This window comes from Pseudomonas sp. Snoq117.2 (genome assembly GCF_900110545.1).
Taxonomy (GTDB): Bacteria; Pseudomonadota; Gammaproteobacteria; order Pseudomonadales; family Pseudomonadaceae; genus Chryseomonas; species Chryseomonas benzopyrenica.
The window spans coordinates 123,425-139,399 of sequence record NZ_FOED01000004.1 but is presented as its reverse complement, the minus strand read 5'-3'; the positions used below and the strand labels follow the sequence as shown (position 1 = coordinate 139,399).

The 15,975-nt window shown below is 65.6% G+C and carries 16 protein-coding genes; 7 read left to right on the top strand and 9 right to left on the bottom strand.

Annotation, left to right across the window (positions count from 1 at the left end; all coding sequences use genetic code 11):
* Positions 1 to 230 precede the first annotated feature (230 nt).
* From pcsA to BMZ43_RS12500, 3 genes are read left to right on the top strand one after another with little or no spacing between them, the layout of a single operon-like run.
* Positions 231 to 923 carry a phosphatidylcholine synthase gene (pcsA, locus tag BMZ43_RS12510; protein ID WP_093254393.1) on the top strand — a complete coding sequence of 231 codons (693 nt, stop codon included), beginning with the start codon at positions 231 to 233 and terminating at the stop codon, positions 921 to 923.
* Positions 924 to 934: 11 nt separating this feature from the next.
* Positions 935 to 1,246, top strand: coding sequence for a GIY-YIG nuclease family protein (locus BMZ43_RS12505; protein WP_093254390.1), 312 nt, complete (start codon positions 935 to 937; stop codon positions 1,244 to 1,246).
* On the top strand, positions 1,234 to 2,172 hold the full coding sequence (locus BMZ43_RS12500) for a glutathione S-transferase family protein (RefSeq protein WP_093254045.1): 939 nt from the start codon (positions 1,234 to 1,236) through the stop codon (positions 2,170 to 2,172). Before BMZ43_RS12505 ends, BMZ43_RS12500 begins: the two co-directional genes overlap by 13 nt.
* Before the next feature lie 59 nt (positions 2,173 to 2,231).
* Here BMZ43_RS12500 and BMZ43_RS12495 read toward each other — a convergent pair whose 3' ends face one another.
* The 5 genes from BMZ43_RS12495 to BMZ43_RS12475 form a co-directional block, all read right to left on the bottom strand.
* Entirely contained in the window at positions 2,232 to 2,852 is a 621-nt protein-coding gene (locus BMZ43_RS12495) for a flavin reductase family protein (RefSeq protein ID WP_093254043.1), read from the bottom strand.
* 10 nt (positions 2,853 to 2,862) lie between these two features.
* Positions 2,863 to 3,342, bottom strand: a complete 480-nt coding sequence (locus tag BMZ43_RS12490; RefSeq protein WP_093254041.1) for a metallophosphoesterase family protein — start codon at positions 3,340 to 3,342, stop codon at positions 2,863 to 2,865.
* Between the two features lie 281 nt (positions 3,343 to 3,623).
* Positions 3,624 to 4,742: an FAD-binding oxidoreductase gene (locus tag BMZ43_RS12485; protein ID WP_017639139.1), complete on the bottom strand. Its 1,119-nt coding sequence runs from the start codon at positions 4,740 to 4,742 to the stop codon at positions 3,624 to 3,626.
* Positions 4,743 to 4,750: 8 nt separating this feature from the next.
* Complete coding sequence (locus tag BMZ43_RS12480; RefSeq protein WP_017639140.1) at positions 4,751 to 6,007, bottom strand: aromatic ring-hydroxylating oxygenase subunit alpha; 1,257 nt, start codon at positions 6,005 to 6,007, stop codon at positions 4,751 to 4,753.
* Between the two features lie 123 nt (positions 6,008 to 6,130).
* The gene (locus BMZ43_RS12475; RefSeq protein ID WP_093254039.1) at positions 6,131 to 7,054 is read right to left on the bottom strand and encodes a LysR substrate-binding domain-containing protein; all 924 of its coding nucleotides are present in this window, start codon (positions 7,052 to 7,054) and stop codon (positions 6,131 to 6,133) included.
* A 160-nt stretch (positions 7,055 to 7,214) separates the two neighbouring features.
* Between BMZ43_RS12475 and BMZ43_RS12470 the strand changes: the two genes are divergently transcribed.
* Positions 7,215 to 7,925, top strand: a complete 711-nt coding sequence (locus BMZ43_RS12470; RefSeq protein ID WP_017639142.1) for a TetR/AcrR family transcriptional regulator — start codon at positions 7,215 to 7,217, stop codon at positions 7,923 to 7,925.
* Positions 7,926 to 7,984: 59 nt separating this feature from the next.
* Here BMZ43_RS12470 and BMZ43_RS12465 read toward each other — a convergent pair whose 3' ends face one another.
* The gene (locus BMZ43_RS12465; RefSeq protein ID WP_093254035.1) at positions 7,985 to 10,021 is read right to left on the bottom strand and encodes an NADH:flavin oxidoreductase; all 2,037 of its coding nucleotides are present in this window, start codon (positions 10,019 to 10,021) and stop codon (positions 7,985 to 7,987) included.
* Positions 10,022 to 10,198: 177 nt separating this feature from the next.
* Between BMZ43_RS12465 and BMZ43_RS12460 the strand changes: the two genes are divergently transcribed.
* The 3 genes from BMZ43_RS12460 to BMZ43_RS12450 all read left to right on the top strand — a co-directional run bounded on the left by BMZ43_RS12460 (position 10,199) and on the right by BMZ43_RS12450 (position 12,876).
* Positions 10,199 to 10,948, top strand: coding sequence for an electron transfer flavoprotein subunit beta/FixA family protein (locus BMZ43_RS12460; RefSeq protein ID WP_093254032.1), 750 nt, complete (start codon positions 10,199 to 10,201; stop codon positions 10,946 to 10,948).
* Positions 10,948 to 11,874 carry an electron transfer flavoprotein subunit alpha/FixB family protein gene (locus BMZ43_RS12455; protein ID WP_093254028.1) on the top strand — a complete coding sequence of 309 codons (927 nt, stop codon included), beginning with the start codon at positions 10,948 to 10,950 and terminating at the stop codon, positions 11,872 to 11,874. Before BMZ43_RS12460 ends, BMZ43_RS12455 begins: the two co-directional genes overlap by 1 nt.
* Positions 11,875 to 11,994: 120 nt before the next feature.
* Positions 11,995 to 12,876 (top strand): glycine betaine ABC transporter substrate-binding protein, encoded by an 882-nt coding sequence (locus BMZ43_RS12450; protein WP_093254023.1) that lies wholly within the window; start codon positions 11,995 to 11,997, stop codon positions 12,874 to 12,876.
* Between the two features lie 66 nt (positions 12,877 to 12,942).
* On the opposite strand, the gene BMZ43_RS12445 is transcribed toward BMZ43_RS12450, so the two are convergent.
* The 3 genes from BMZ43_RS12445 to BMZ43_RS12435 all read right to left on the bottom strand — a co-directional run bounded on the left by BMZ43_RS12445 (position 12,943) and on the right by BMZ43_RS12435 (position 15,891).
* Positions 12,943 to 14,472, bottom strand: coding sequence for an FAD-dependent oxidoreductase (locus BMZ43_RS12445; protein WP_093254017.1), 1,530 nt, complete (start codon positions 14,470 to 14,472; stop codon positions 12,943 to 12,945).
* A 79-nt stretch (positions 14,473 to 14,551) separates the two neighbouring features.
* Positions 14,552 to 15,466: a cation diffusion facilitator family transporter gene (locus BMZ43_RS12440; protein ID WP_093254009.1), complete on the bottom strand. Its 915-nt coding sequence runs from the start codon at positions 15,464 to 15,466 to the stop codon at positions 14,552 to 14,554.
* The gene (locus tag BMZ43_RS12435; protein ID WP_017639149.1) at positions 15,466 to 15,891 is read right to left on the bottom strand and encodes a hypothetical protein; all 426 of its coding nucleotides are present in this window, start codon (positions 15,889 to 15,891) and stop codon (positions 15,466 to 15,468) included. Before BMZ43_RS12435 ends, BMZ43_RS12440 begins: the two co-directional genes overlap by 1 nt.
* Between the last annotated feature and the right edge of the window lie 84 nt (positions 15,892 to 15,975).

Here is a 15,975-nt window from a genome sequence, read left to right as displayed (position 1 = left end):
GTCCTGCGAACCCAATCACGGGCGTTCGGCGGGAAGGCGGGCAAAGGACCTCAAGGCGCGGTATCCTCGATGTTTGGCGCCCGGTTTCCGGGGTCGGCGGTCAAGGTCCGCCTTGCCGTTCACCGGCTTCATTGTCGATTTCGCAGCGCATCGCTAGAACGAGCGGTGCGCCGGGCAGTCGAAGCCGTCATCATAGAGAGACGCCCGTGAACTCCATTTCCCATCCGCTCATGCTGACAAAAGCCAAGGCCTGGGGCGCCCATGCGGTGACCTCCAGTGGTGTGATCCTCGCGCTTCTGGCGCTGCTCGCTCTGGTCGACGGTCAACCCAAGGGTTGCCTGATGTGGCTCGGCATCGCGCTGCTCGTCGATGGTCTCGACGGCACCCTGGCCCGCAAATTCGAGGTCAAGCGGGTCCTGCCCCATTTCGATGGTTCCGCGCTGGACCTGGTGGTCGATTACCTGACCTATGTCTTCATTCCAGCGATCTTCATCTATCGCTTCGTACCCTTGCCGCCGCACTTCGAACTGGTGGCGGTGGGCATCATTCTATTGTCGTCACTGTTCTGTTTCTGCAATGTGAACATGAAGAGCGCCGACAACTATTTCATCGGCTTTCCTGCGGCCTGGAACGTGGTGGCGCTGTATTTCTACGTGCTGGACCTGGCGCCCTGGTTCAGCATGGCGGTGGTGCTGGTACTGGCCGCCCTGACCCTGACCCGGGTCAAGTTCCTGCACCCCTTCCGCGTCCGTCAGCTGATGGCGGTGAACATCACCATTACCTCCATCTGGCTGCTCAGCAGCGCCATGATGGTGTTCCTGCACCCCGACAAGCCGCTGTGGCTGATGGTGCTCTGGTTCGCCAGCGGCATCTACTTCGTTGGCGTGTGCGTCTGGCGTACCGCCCGGGAGTGGTTCGCCTGACGGTGAGCGACATCCCCCAGCACCCCGCGCGCACTTGGTATGTCTACCTGGTGCGCGCCGAGAACCAGGCGCTCTATTGCGGCATCAGCGATGATCCCGAGCGCCGCTTCGCCCAGCACCGCAGTGGCCGTGGTGCCCGCTTCTTTGCTTCCAGCCCGGCCCAGGCGCTGGTCTATGTCGAAGCCTGCGCCGACAAGTCGGCCGCCTTGCGCCGCGAGATCCAGATCAAGAAGCTACCCAAACGAGCCAAGGAATCCCTGGTGCTGGCCCTGTCCGGCCCGCGGCCCACGGCTGATTCAGGAGTGCTGTCATGTCCGAGCTGATTCTGCATCACTACTGGCAATCGCCCTTCGCCGAGAAGGCGCGCCTGCTGCTGGGCTTCAAGGGGCTGGCCTGGCTTTCGGTGATCATTCCGCGGATGCTGCCCAAGCCTGAGCTGGTGGCCCTCACCGGTGGCTATCGCAGGACGCCGGTGCTGCAGGTGGGTGCGGACGTCTATTGCGACACGACCCTGATCGCTCGCCGCCTGGAGGCGGAAAAGGCCGTGCCGGCGCTGTTCCCGGAAGGCCAGGAGGCGGTCGTGGCCGCCTTTGCCGGCTGGGCGGACTCGGTGCTGTTCCAGCACGCCGTGGCGCTGATGTTCCAGCCGGAGATCATGGGCCCGCGCCTGGCCAGCCTGCCGCCGGAGCAGGCCCAGGCCTTTCTGGATGACCGCAAGGCGCTGTTCAGCGGCGGCAGCCTGAGCCGGCTGACGCCCGAGCAGGCCCGGCAGCAGTTGCCGACCCTGTTGTCGCGGCTGGAGACGCAGCTGCAGCGCAGCCAGGGCGAATTCCTCTTCGGCGCGCCCTCGGTAGCCGACATCGCCCTGGCTCACAACTTCTGGTTCCTCAAGAGCACGGCGCAGCTGGCGCCCCTGATCGACGAGCGCCCCGAGATCGCCGCCTGGTTCGCCCGGGTGCTGGGTTTCGGCCACGGTACCCACGAGGATCTCGGCGCCGCCGAGGCGCTGGAGATCGCCAGGACGGCGGAGCCGGTGGCCTTGCCGCGTGACCAGGCGCTGGCCGTGGAGGGCTTTGCCTGGGGCGAGCGGGTAAGCGTGGCGGCGACCGACTATGGCGTGGATCCCGTGGTGGGTGAGCTGGTCCATGCCGATAGCGAAGCCCTGGTGATCCGTCGCCACGCTGAGCAGCTGGGGGCCATCCAGGTGCATTTCCCGCGCCTGAATTTCCGCGTTAGCGCGGCGGGTTAGCCCTCGCGAAAACAACAACGGCGCCCAAGGGCGCCGTTTTGCCTTCCAGCGCAAGTCGATCAGTCGGGGCGACGCATGCGGAACAGCGCCGATTCGGTGATCTCGAAGTAGTCAGCCGGACCACCGCCACGGACGATGGGACGAGCCGCGGCAGTCTGGTAGATGCCGTCCTTGAGCAGGCGCTGGTCGATATGGGCCGCCACCACCTCGCCCAGCACCAGCCACTGGTCCAAGTCGTCACCGGCAGCGGTCTTGAGCCGTACGATCTGGCTCAGCTTGCATTCGAAGGCCACCTGGGCCCGGGCGACCCGTGGCACCTTGACGATCGTCGAGGGGGCAGGCTCCAGGCCGGCCAGGGCGAATTCGTCCACCTCCGGACCTACCATGGCGCTGCTGGCGTTCATCTCCTCGGCCAGTTCGCGGGTGGCCAGATTCCAGACGAATTCACCGGTGCGCTCGATATTGGCCACGCTGTCCTTGTAGCCCTGGCTGGAAAAGCCGATCAGCGGCGGCTTGTAGTTGAAGGCGTTGAAGAAGCTGTAGGGCGCCAGGTTGAGGATGCCGGCTTCGCTTTGCGACGAGATCCAGCCAATGGGGCGCGGCGCGACGATGGCGTTGAAGGGATCGTGGGGCAGCCCATGGCCCTGGGCGGGTTCGTAGGAGTAGTAGTCGATGCTCATCGGGGTTCCTTCAGGGAGTGAGTTCCAGGATCTCGGCCTGGATCCGGCCGGCGTCCAGGGTCAGGCGGCCGACGCTGATCGGCAGCCGAAAGCGCCGTGGGCCGGCGCTGCCGGGGTTGACGTAGAGTACGCCATCACGCGTTTCGATCAGCGGCTTGTGCGAGTGCCCGCTGACCACCACGCGCACCGCAGCGCCGGCGGTCTCCAGGTCGAGCTCCGGCAGGATGTGCAGCATATGGACGTCGACCCCGGCCAGGGTCAGGGTGACGCGCTCTGGGATGTCATCGGCCCAGGGCACGTCGTCGTTGTTGCCCCTGACCACGGCCAGAGGTGCCAGCTCGCGCAGGGCGTCGAGGATCTCCGGCTTGCCGATGTCGCCAGCGTGCAGGATGAAATCGCTGCCGGCCAGGGCCTCCAGTGCCTGGGGGCGCATCAGGCCGTGGGTGTCGGCGATCAGGCCGATGCGATAGGGGCGAGGCGCAGTGGGCATGTGGTCACTCATGGGGGCTCAGGCTCTCTCAAGGCCTTTGGCTGGATCGCTGTCGATCACAGGCCTGGCCGTTTACGTTGAGAGGTGTCCAGGCGCGCAGGAGTTCTACGCGGAAGCCAAACGCTGGAAGCAATCGTCAGTTCAGCACCCAGCGCATCTGGCAGGCAACTGCGCTGGGTGCCGATAGCGCGCAGTCACATGGCGGTCGGATACCGGGATGACGTCTGGCTCGTGCTGCTGAAGAGTACCGATGCAGGCGCGTTGGCGATGCCTGACGACCGCTAGAGGTCGAGCACCAGATCGGAGGTGGGTTTGCTGCAGCACAGGAGTCGTAGCCCGCGATCTATCTCACGCTGGCGAATGCCGCCGGTGTGCTGCATCTCCACCTGGCCTTCGAGCAGGGCCGTCTTGCAGGTGCCACACAGACCCTGGCCACAGGAGGAAGGCACGATGGCCCCGGCACGCTTGGCAGCGCTGAGCACGGTCTGGTCGCCTGCCATCTTGAATACCTTTCCCGAGCGGGCCAGGGTGACGGTGAAAAGGGTTTCGCCGACCGTGGCCGGCGCGGCATCGACAGGGGCCGTCGGGCTGCCGATGGCGAAGCTTTCCTGATGATAGTGGGAGAGATCGAACCCTCCTTCGCGCAGGGTGCGCTGGACGGCGTCCATATAGCCCTGGGGGCCGCAGGTAAAGACCTCGCGCTCGCGAAAGTCCGGCACCAGTCGCTCCAGCAGGGCGAGATCAAGGCGGCCGAGCGGGCCCTGCCAGTCCGTTTCGGCGCCGGACGCCTCACAGATGGCGAAAACCTTGAGGTGCCGTCGCGCGGCCTGCAGCTGTGCCAGTTCGGCGCGAAAGATGATGTCCTGGGGGGTACGGGCACTGTGGACGAAGGCGAGGTCCGGGTCGCCACCCAGGTCGAAGGCGGCGCGAGTCATGGCCATCAGCGGCGTGACGCCCGAGCCGGCGGACAGATAGAGCAGTTTGCGCTGGGGATGCCCAACCGGGGTGAAGATACCTGCCGGACCGGCGGCCAGCAGGCGACTGCCGACCTGCAGGTGATCGTGCAGCCAGTTCGACACCGGCCCGCCGGGCACACGCTTGACGGTGATGGCAAAGTTGAAGGGGCGGGTCGGCGTGGAGGACAGGGTGTAGCACCGCGAGAGACTCAGGCCGTCGAGGGTCAGCGACAGGGTGATGAACTGTCCGGGCTCGAAGGCGAGGGCTGCGAAATCGGGGCAGCGGAAGACGAAGGTCTTGACGTCGTCGGTCTCGACCTGGATGGCGCAGCATTCGAGGATCTTCTGTTCGGCACTGCTCCAGGACGTGCCGAACGCCGACCAGGTCTGGACGTCGCTGAGCCGGCTGTCTTGCAGGGAGGCGAAGGCGGTGAGGGTCGTCATGGTATTCCTCACACTCCGTGGGCCGCGAGGCGGGCAGCGTACCAGCGGGTGAACTGCTCGACGTAGGTCTCGGTGAAGGTCGAGAAGGGGCCGGGCACATAGGCGGGATCCTGGGTGCCGCGATGGGTGATGGCGACAAGTCCGGCGTCCTGCAGGTTGGTCGCCTGCCAGACCTCGGTCAGGGTCTGGAGGTCGTAGTCGACACCCTCCACGGCATCGGCATGAACCAGCCATTTGGTCCTGACCAGGGTCTGGTCCGGTCCGAGCGGGATGATGTAGGACACCACGGCGTGATCGCTCATGACGTGGGTCCAGGAATTGTGGGTCCAGAAATGCACATCGCCCAGGTCGCGGCGCGTCAGGTCGCCCAGCAAGCGGGTGCAGGCCACCTGGGTGGTCAGGGTCTGGGATTCGCCATGATTGGCGATGACCAGGCGCTGCGAGCGGAACTGGGTGATGCTGTCCTCTTCCAGGTGTTCGACGGCGGCACAGAGGTGGCCTTGGTCTTCCCAGCTCTGACGGGCCTGGGCGTTCTTCGCCTGATAGGCCGCCAGGGCCTGGAGCGATTCCGGACTCATGCCGTCGGTACAGACACCGAAGTCTTCCGGCAGGAAGGAGGCGTTCAACTCGGGGTGACCGGCGGCGCAGTGATAGCACTCGCGGTTGTTCTCGATAACCAGCTTCCAGTTGCCGTTCTCGATGATCTCGCTCTCGTAGGCGATCTTGCTGTACTGCAGGGCATAGGGGGCGAAGCGTGGTGCCATCTCGGTGGCGAGGGCGTCGATGTCCTGGGGCGACTCGTCACTCAGGCAGACCAGGATATGGGCACCCACTATCCGTACGGCCACCGGTATGAGACTGCGACAGCTGGCGTCGAAGTCCTTGCCCATGTGCGCGGCATGTTTCAGTTGGCCGTCGAGGTCGTAGGTCCATTGGTGATAGGGGCAGACCAGCATGCCCACGGTGGATTTGCCCGCTTCCTTGAGCCGCGCGCCGCGATGCCTGCAGACGTTACGAAACGCCCGGATGTTCTCGTCGTCGTCGCGTACCAGGATGATCGAGGCCTTGCCGATATCCAGGGTGGAGACGTCGCCCGGCTCGGGAATGTCCGCAGTGACGCCGACCACGATCCAGTGCCGGGTGTAGAAGACCTCGAGGTCGGTCGCGAAGACATCCTGTCGGCCATACAGCTCACCAGGAAGACCATGGCCCGGCTGGCGCTGGGCGAGCAGGTCGCGATGGCTCTTGGCAGGGGCATTGTCCATGGGGCACCTCAAGGGAGACGTTTACCGGGATGTGTGGCCGCAGTATCGAAGTGCCCCCGAAAGGGGTCAACGCGCTTTATTGTTACGCTGGCATGAGCCAGGGTTATGCCAGGGAAGCCAGGCCTAGAGCGGTTCGCGGGCGATTGGCTCCTCCTGCAGCCAGGCCAGCAGCAGATCGCTGGCCACCGACTGGCGGCCATGGGGTGTCACCAGGTAATAGGCGTCGCGTGGCTTGACGATGAAATCCGTCACCCGAATCAGGTGGCCGTCGGCCAGCAGGGGGGCGACCAGGCGACTCCAGCCCAGGGCGATCCCCAGGCCCTGAGTAGCCGCCCGGATGGTATCGGCATAGTGGGTGCAGCGCAGGCCGATGCGCAGCCGCGGTGGCGTATGGTCCAGGGCGCGGAACCAGGTGCTCCAGGTCATCCAGCCTTCCAGTGTCGCATCCGAGTCGATGAGCGGACTCTGGTAGAGGTCCGCGATGGAGTGCGGTGCGGCATGGCTCGCCAGCCATTCGGGTGCGCAGACCGGAAAGACCTCTTCGTCGAACAGCAGGGTAGCCGTCCCGTCATCCCAGCTGCCATTGCCGTAGCGGATGGCCAGGTCGGCCTCGCGATGCAGCGGCGGGACCAGCCGCAGCCGGAGATCGGGCAGCAGTGCCTGCAGGGCCGGCAGGCGGGGCATGACCCGCAGGTGGGAGAAGGCGCTGGTGCAGGCCAGGACGATCTCGTGCTCGGCCTGGCCATCGAGGATCTTGTCGAAGGTTGCCGCAATGCGTTGCAGCGAATCACCCATGACCAGAAACAGCGCACTGCCCTCGGGGGTGAGCTGGATGGCCCTGTGCAGGCGGTGGAACAGGCGGGTATCCAGCAATTCTTCGAGAAAGCGGATCTGCTTGCTCACGGCGGCCTGGGTAACGCCGAGTTCCTGGGCGGCGACGGTGAAGCTGCCGAGGCGAGCGGCGGCTTCGAACACCAGCAGGGCGTTCATGGACGGAATGAGCCGGCGATAGCCCTTGGAACGGCGCATGGATTCGGAGCGCTGCATGGGAGCCAGCCTGAGCAGAGGGCGAGCGGTCGCCAGGGTCATGTCTTCAGCCCCGGATTCACACGGCCATGACCGTCGAGAAGCCAGGACTCACCTTCGTGCACAGAAAAAGCGCGGTGCTGTACAGTTGCCGGACAGTATTGCACGGGATGAGAGGTCGATGGCGCGACAGAGCAAGGCGCGGGACAAGGACGCGGACAGTGGCTGGCGGGGTTCGGCCGATGGCTGGCTGGAGGCGGCCTACGAGGCCTTGAAGGAGTCCGGCATCGACGGGGTCAAGGTGATGCCGCTCGCCAAGCGGTTGAAGCTGTCACGCACCAGTTTCTACTGGTTTTTCGAGGATCGGGAGCAATTGCTGGCGGCGCTGCTCGAACGCTGGCGCGACAAGAATACCGGCAACCTGATCCGCCAGTGCGAAAGCTACGCGGAGAGCATCGCCGAGGCGATCCTCAACGTCTTCGAATGCTGGTTGGACAACACGCTGTTCGACTCCCAGTTCGAGTTCGCGGTACGCAGCTGGGCGTTGCAGTCCGAAGAGGTTGCAGCGGCCATCGCCGCTGCCGACCGCACGCGCATGGCGGCGCTGTCCACCATGTTCCGGCGCTTCGGCTACGACGCCGATGCGGCCGACACCCGGGCGCGCACGCTGTACCTGACGCAGATTGGCTATATCTCCATGAAGACCGACGAGGGACTGACCGAGCGCTTCCGGCGTATTCCGCACTACACCAGCATCTTTACCGGCGAGCGGCCTGCCCAACGCGAGCTCGACCGCTTCTTCGGCAAGTTCGGCTATGCCGAGACCGAGCCTGGAGTCTTCGTACCGCTCAGCGAGACCTTCCGGCAGGCGCCGACAACCGACGAATACTAGGGCGGCGGTCCTCACGCCCTGGCCCCCTATCCGGAGGCGGGGAAGGGCGTGCAGCGGCACTACAGGTCCTTCATCAGTCGCAGCGCATCGTAGATCGCCGCATGGGTATTGCGGGCGGCCACGGCATCGCCGATGCGGAACAGCTGGAAACGCCCGGCCGGGTTGGTGACGATGTTCTGCGGCTTGCCGGCGATCAGGTCCTGGTGCTCCACGGCGCCATCGTTCTTCGACTGCGGCCTTAGCTCGAAATAGAGATCGTCCAGCGGCACCGTCCCGTGGTTCACCACCACCTGATCGACTATGCGTTCCTTGTGGACCGGACCGTAGTCGCTCTTGAAGGTAGCGACCAGCCTGCCATCGCGCCGCTCGACCCGGTCGACGCGATAGGTCACCGTGAAGGTCACGTCGAGGTCCTGCAGCGTCCTCATGTAGGGCACCAGATTCATCGCCATGACTTCGGCGGAAAAGGCCCGGTCGGGGGTGACGATCTCCACCTGGGCGCCGCTCCTGGCGATGACCTCGGCGGCCTGCAGGGCAGCATGATCGCCGGCGTCGTCGAAGATCAGCACCTGGCGCCCGGGTTTGACGTCGCCGGAGATGATGTCCCAGGTCGAGACGGTGAGGTCGTTGCCCTGGCTGAGGATCTCGGTGTGGGGCAGGCCGCCGGTGGCGACGATCACCACGTCGGGTTCTTCGGCCAACACCGTATCGGCTTCGACCCAGGTGTTGAAGGCGAACTCCACGCCCAGGCGTTCGCACTGGGCCATGCGCCAGTCGATGATGCTGATCATCTCGCGCCGCCTTTCGTTCTGGGCGGTCAGGCGGATCTGGCCACCCGGCCGATCGGCCGCTTCGAACACCTTGACGCGGTGCCCGCGTTCGCCGGCTACCCGGGCGGCTTCCAGCCCCGCCGGACCGGTGCCGACGATCACGACCTTGCGCGGCACCGCCGTCCTGGGGATGTCGTGGGGCATGGTGGTCTCGCGACCGGTGGCGGCATTGTGGATGCAATAGGCCGCCCCGCCCTGATAGATGCGATCCAGGCAGTAGTTGGCGCCAACGCAGGGGCGGATCTCTTCTTCGCGCTTCTCGATGATCTTGCGCACGATGTGCGGATCGGTCATGTGCGCCCGGGTCATGCCGATCATGTCGACCTTGCCGGAAGCGATGGCGTGGCGCGCGGTGGCGACATCGGGAATCTTCGCCGCATGGAAGGTCGGAAAGCCGGTGGCCGAACGGATCTCGCCGGCGAAATCCAGGTGCGGCGAGTTGCGCATGCCCTGGATCGGGATCACATCGGTAAGGCCCGCATCGGTCTCGATATGGCCACGGATCACGTTGAGGAAGTCCACCAGGCCACTGTCCTTGAGCAACTGGGAGATGGTCATGCCTTCGTTGGCATCGATACCGCCTGGCAACGTCTCGTCGCCGGTGTAGCGGATGCCCACCAGGAAGTCCTCGCCGCAACGCTGGCGAATGCCGCGCAGGATCTCGAAGGTGAAGCGCATGCGGTTTTCCAGCGAGCCGCCATAGGGGCCGTCCAGGGTGTTGGTCAGCGGCGACCAGAACTGGTCCATCAGATGGCCGTAGGCCTGCAGCTCCAGACCGTCGAGGCCGGCGTACTTCATGCGCTCGGCGGCGTCGACGTAGTCCTTGACGATGCGCTCGATATCCCAGTCTTCGATCTGCTTGGGAAAGGCCCGGTGCGCCGGTTCGCGCTCATGTGAGGGCGAGACCACCGGCAGCCAGTCGGCCTTGTCCCAGCGGGTGCGCCGGCCCAGGTGGGTGAGCTGGATCATCACCGCGGCGCCATGCTCGTGGCATTCGTCCGTCAGGTCCCGCAGCCAGCCCACCACCTCGTCCTTCCAGGCCAGCACGTTGTTGAACACCGGCGGGCTGTCGCGGGAGACGGCCGCCGAACCGGCCGTCATGGTCAGGGCGACCCCGGCCTTGGCGCGTTCGACATGGTAGGCCCGGTACAGCGCCTTGGGCATGCCGTCCTCGGGATAGGCCGGCTCATGGGAAGTGGTGATGATGCGATTGCGCAGGGTCAGGTGCTTGAGCTGGTACGGCTGCAGGAGCGGATCGGTGGACATCTCGGGCTCTCCGGGCGAACGACATCAGGCGTGTTTTCGCTCAATCTGGATTCAATGTACAGGAGTGTCAACAAATAAATCTGTCGTGTACATTTCTCTTGCCGAAGGTGATGGGCTCTGGCTAGGATTGGGCCATTGCCGGTGGTTGTCATGGCCTCAATAGCCCCAGGAGAGACGATGAAAGTGCTCGTTGCGGTGAAGCGCGCTATCGATCCGAACATCAAGGTTCGCGTGAAGGCCGACGGTTCCGACGTCGAACTGACCGGCATCAAGATGGCACTGAATCCCTTTTGCGAAATCGCCGTGGAGGAGGCCGTCCGCCTGAAGGAAAGGGGCGTCGCCCAGGAGGTCGTGGTGGTGACGGTCGGCAGCAGTGCGGCGCAGGAGCAGTTGCGCACGGCCTTGGCCCTGGGGGCCGACCGAGCGCTGCTGGTGGAGCTGCCAGGCCCCCTGGAACCGCTCAACGTGGCCAAGGCGCTGGCCCGGGTGGTCGAGCGCGAGCGCCCGGACCTTGTGCTGTTCGGCAAGCAGGCCATCGACCAGGAGAACAGCCAGACGGGCCAGATGCTGGCGCAGCTCGTCGGTCTGCCCCAGGCCACCTGCGCCTCGGCCCTGAGCCATGCGGCGGGCGAGTGGATCGTCGAGCGCGAGATCGATGGCGGGCGCCAGACCGTCGCGCTGCGTTCGCCCGCCGTCGTCACCTGCGATCTGCGGCTCAACGAGCCCCGCTATGCCTCGCTGCCGGCGATCATGAAGGCCAAGAAAAAGCCCCTGGAGGTGCTTGACGGTACGACCCTGGGCGTCGCGACCAGAACGCATACCCGACTACTGGGCGTGCAGCCCCCGATCCAGCGTACGGCGGGCATCCAGGTCCAGTCCGTCGACGAGCTGGTCAGTCACCTCAAACAGCGTGCAGGAGTGCTCTGATGTCCACCTTGATCATCGCCGAACACCACCAGGGTCAGCTCAAGGCCGCCACGGCAAACGTCATCATGGCGGCCAGGGAGCTGGCGCAGCCGATCGAGCTACTGTTGATCGGGCCGGGCGCCGCCGCCGCAGCGGAGCAGGCTGCAACCTTCGCTGGGGTGGAGCGGGTGCTGCTGGCCGAGACCGCCGAGTCATGCGCGCCCGAAGTCCAGGCCGAGCTGATCGCCAGGCTGGCAGGACGCCATCCTGGGCATGTGCTGGCCGAGGCGAGCACCCAGGGTCGCAGCGTCCTGCCGCGCGTGGCTGCCTTGCTGGATGTCGGGATGATTACCGAGGTCATCGCCATCGACAGTCCGACGGTGTTCCGCCGACCGATCTATGCCGGCAATGCCATCGCCTGCGTCGAATCCCTCGATGAGGTGCGAGTCCTGACCGTGCGCGCGTCCGCTTTCGCCGAGGCTGAGCGATGCGCGACGTCTTGCCCGATCGTGCGGCTGGAGGAGGCGCTGGCACCGGCCGCGAGTCGTCTCGTCAGCGAGGTGCTAAGCACCAGCGCACGGCCCGAGTTGGGCAGTGCGCGCGTGGTGGTGTCCGGTGGGCGTGGCCTGGGCAGTCGGGAGAATTTCGCCCTGGTCGAGCGGGTCGCCGATCGACTGGGCGGCGCTGTCGGAGCCTCCCGTGCCGCGGTGGATGCCGGCTTTGCGGGTAACGATCTGCAGGTGGGCCAGACCGGCAAGCATGTCGCGCCCGACCTCTATCTGGCCGTGGGCATCAGTGGCGCCATCCAGCATCTGGCGGGCATGAGCGGCTCCAAGGTCATCGTCGCCATCAACCAGGATGGCGAGGCGCCCATCACCCAGGTCGCCGACTACACCCTGGTAGCCGATCTGTTCGAAGCCCTGCCGGCCCTCGAACAGGCGCTGTAGCAAGCCCTCCCTGCAGCGGCGCGGCCGTGCAGGCACAGGCCCTTCAACCCTAACAACAATGCGTTCTTCGACTTGAGACTGCCAGCAACAACAACACTACAAACGCCGGAGATAGAGCTGATGAATGTCGTACAGAACATGAAGCGCAAGGTCCTGGGTCTGGTCGCCGTGCTGGGCCTGACGATCGCCAGCCAGGGCATTCACGCTGCCCAGGGGCCGGTCCGCATCGGCTGGGTCAACTGGTCGGACGCGGAAATCACCGCGAAGCTCGCCCAGATTGCCATCGAAGACCAACTCAAGCTGCCGGTGAAGATGGTGCAGGCCGACATCGGCATCCAGTTCCAGGCCATGGCCAATGGCAGCATCGATCTCATTCCCATGGTCTGGCTGCCCACCACCCATGCGGTGTTCGTCGACAAGCACAAGGACAAGCTCACCGACCTGGGCGTGCTCTACGAGGGCAAGCTGGGCATGGCGGTGCCGGACTCCATTCCCAAGAGCGAACTCTCCAGCGTCGAGGATCTGAAGAAGCCTGAGGTGCGGGCCAAGCTCGATGGCAAGATCCTTTCTTCGGAAGTGGGCAATGGCCAGTACAAGCTCACCGAGAAGGCCTTCGACGTCTACCAGCTCAAGGGCTACAAGATCGTCGCGTCGTCCGAAGTCGGCATGCTCACCGAGATGGATCGCAATCTGAAACGCGGCAAGTGGTCGGTGATCAATGCCTGGAGTCCGCACTGGATGTTTTCCAAGTGGAAGCTGCGCTATCTCGACGATCCCAAGGGCGTCTTCGGTACGGCGGAACAGATTCACGCCATCGCACGCAAGGACTTTCCGGCCGAGTATCCGAAGATCGCCACCTTCTTCGCCCATTACCACCTGCCGGACGGCGACCTGCAGCAGCTGATGCTGCAGGCCCGGGAAAGCTCCGCCGACAAGGTCGTGGCCGATTACTACGCCGCCCACAAGCAGATGTTCGCCGACATGTTCAATGGCAAGAACTGAGCGCCCAAAAGCTGGCTATCCGTCCAATGAGGACGTGCCCGGTCACCCGAGCGCGTCCTGGTTGGATCAAGACCCGGCCAGAATCTCCAAGGCGCGAGCCCGCGGCAGAGGCTGCCGCATGAGCTGGCTCAGCACCGCGGTGGCACGCTCTCGTTGGCAGGCGACTACACCCACTACCAGATCCTCGGCCAGCAACAGGGCGACGAAGGTCTGATCACCCAGGCTGCCGTCGAGGTGCATGTCATCCCACTGGCGCGGATGGCCGAGGTACTCGTAACGCTTGCCGTGATGCAGGGTCCAGAAGAACGGCACGTCCGCGTAAGTTTCGGCGTGGCCGAGCAGGTTGCGTGCCGCCAGGCGGCCGTGTTGCTGGGCCAAGCGCCAGTGCTCGATCCGGGTCGGCTGACCGGCATAGGGGAAGGTGGCCAGATCGCCGACGGCGTAGAGACCCTCGGCGGCCCTGAGCTGGCCGTCGACCGGGACGCTGCCGTCGTCGGCCAGGGGCAGGTTGACGAGGAAGGCAGTCGCCGGGGCGATACCGGTACCCACCAGTACTAGGTCGGCGGGTAGGCGGGTACCGTCCTTGAGCCTGACCTGGCGGACCTGACCCTCGCCTTCGAAGCCGATCACCTCGCTGGGCGCGTGGAAGATGACGCCATTGGCCTCGTGCAGGGTCTTGAAGTGCTGGCTCAGGGTCTCGCCCATCTGCTTGACGAAGGGTAGGGAGGCGGGGGAGACCACGTCCACCGCCAGGCCCTGCTTGCGCAAGGCGGAGGCGGCTTCCAGGCCGATGAAGCTGGCACCGACGATCACCGCGCGGCCCTCGGCGGGCAAGTCGGCCAGGATGGCGGCCGCGTCAGCGCGGGTCCGCAACAGTTGGATGCCCTTGAGGTCGGCGCCGGGAACGTCAAGCGGCCTGGGTTCACCACCGGTGGCGAGAACACAGCCGTCGTAGGTCAGGGTCTGTCCGTTGGCGAGTTCCAGCTGGCGGGTCTGGGGATCCAGGCGGATTACCTCGGCGTGCAGGCGTTCGATGCGCTGCTGGCGGAAGAAGTCGGCCTCGCGCAGCGGCGGCGCTTCGTCGGGGGCCTTGTCGCCCTGGAGGACGAATTTGGACAGGGCGGTCCGATCATAGGGCTCCCCCGGTTCGTGGCCGATCAACAAGAGGCGCCCGCCGTAACCGAACTCACGCAGGGCAGCGGCGGCGGCCGTGCCTGCGGCGCCCGCGCCCACGACGACGAGCAGGCGCTCGTCGCGTTGGGTTTCGGCCGCCTGTACCGGCAGTGGCTCGCTGCCCACCAGCACCTCGTCCTCATGCACCTCGACCGGATAGCACTGCAGGGCGTCCAGTGCCGGCGGTTCGCACAGGCCGCCATCGTCGACGGCAAAGCTCGCCTTGTGCCAGGGACAGACCAGTCGCCCCTGGCAGACGGCGCCCTCGGCCAGCGGGGCGCCGGCATGGGGACAGTGGGCCTGGAAGGCCCGCACCTGGTCGCCGACGCGCAGTAGCAGGATTTCGATGTCTTCGATCTTGACCGCGGTGCCACGGTCTTCGCGCAGGTCGGCGAGGCGCGCGACCGGGTGCAGGGTTTTCATGGTGGGCTCCGGCGCCGTCTGGGACGCTCTCAAATCAGGCTATGCAGATTCGAGGGAACGCAACGGTGCCGGGTTCCGCTCAGGTGGCGGGCGGCAGCGGATGACGATGCGGCACGTCGGGCGCATCCAGCGGATCGGCGTGGACCAGCACCTCGGCCTGGGGATACTCGGCGCGGATGGCCGCTTCCACCTCGTCGCACAGCACATGGGCACGGGACAGGCTCATCTGCCCCGGCAGCTCCAGGTGCAGTTGCACGAACCAGTGATTGCCGGAGAGACGGGTACGCAGGTCATGGGCACCGATCACGCCAGGTACCTGGCAGGCCAGCTGCAGCATGTGCTCGCTGATGTCAGCGGGCAGCTCCTGGTCCATCAGCACGCCAAAGGAGTCGCGGGCGATGCCGTAGGCGCTCCAGAGGATGTAGAGGGCGATGGCCAGGCCGAACAGCGGATCCAGCCAGTACCAGCCGAAGCCGGTCAGCGCCAGGGCGATCAGGATGCCGACGTTGAGCAGCAGGTCGGAGCGATAGTGCAGGGCGTCGGCGCGGACCACCGTGGAATCGGTGAGACGGATGACGTGTTGCTGGTAGGCCACCAGCACGGCGGTCAGGACCAGGGAAAACAGGGTGACGACGATACCCAGGGCGTGGGCGCCGAGGGGCTCGGGTTGCTGCAGGCGACCGATGGCCTGCCAGGCGATGAGCACGGCGCTGACGCCGATGAACACCGCCTGGGCGATGCCGGCCAGGGATTCGGCCTTGCCATGACCGTAGCGGTGATCGTCGTCCGCGGGCTTGAGGGCGTAGTGCACCGCCAGCAGGTTGAACACCGAGGCCAGGCCATCGAGCAGCGAATCGGTCAGGCCGGCGAGCAGACTGACCGAACCGCTGAACCACCAGGCGACGGCCTTGGCCAGGATCAGCGTCGTCGCCACCGCTACCGAGGCGGCGGTGGCGCGACGCAGGAGCCGCTCGGTGCTGTGCGGGTCGCTCATCAGGCGCGCGGCGCGAGACCCAGGCTGGCGAGCTGCTCGTTGCTGCCGCTGCGCTGCAGCAGGCGCGGATCGTCCAGCGGCAGGTTGTGACCGGTGGCCTGCTGGATGATGGCCTTGAGGCGCGCGCGATCGACGCTGCCGTCCGGATTCACCGCCTTGTTCAGCTCGCTGGGATCGACCTCGGCGCGCTTGTTGTCGGGCAGGTAGATGGCGCCGGTGGCGAAGTCCACGCCAAAGGCGATCAGGCCGGGAATGATGTAGAACAGCAGGCCGATGGCATCGAGGGCGACGATGCCCGGATCGATCCGGCCACTGCCGGTGATCTGGCCGCGGCGCTCGGGATAGAACAGCGAACCGCAAGCGGTCAGCTGGGTGAACAGGGCGGCGGCGAGGACGCCACACACCGCGCGGGTACGCATCGACATAGACAACCTCCGGTTGGATGAGGACGCCACTATAGCGGCCGGAATCACGGCGGGCGAGACGCTTTAGAGCGACAAACAAAACTA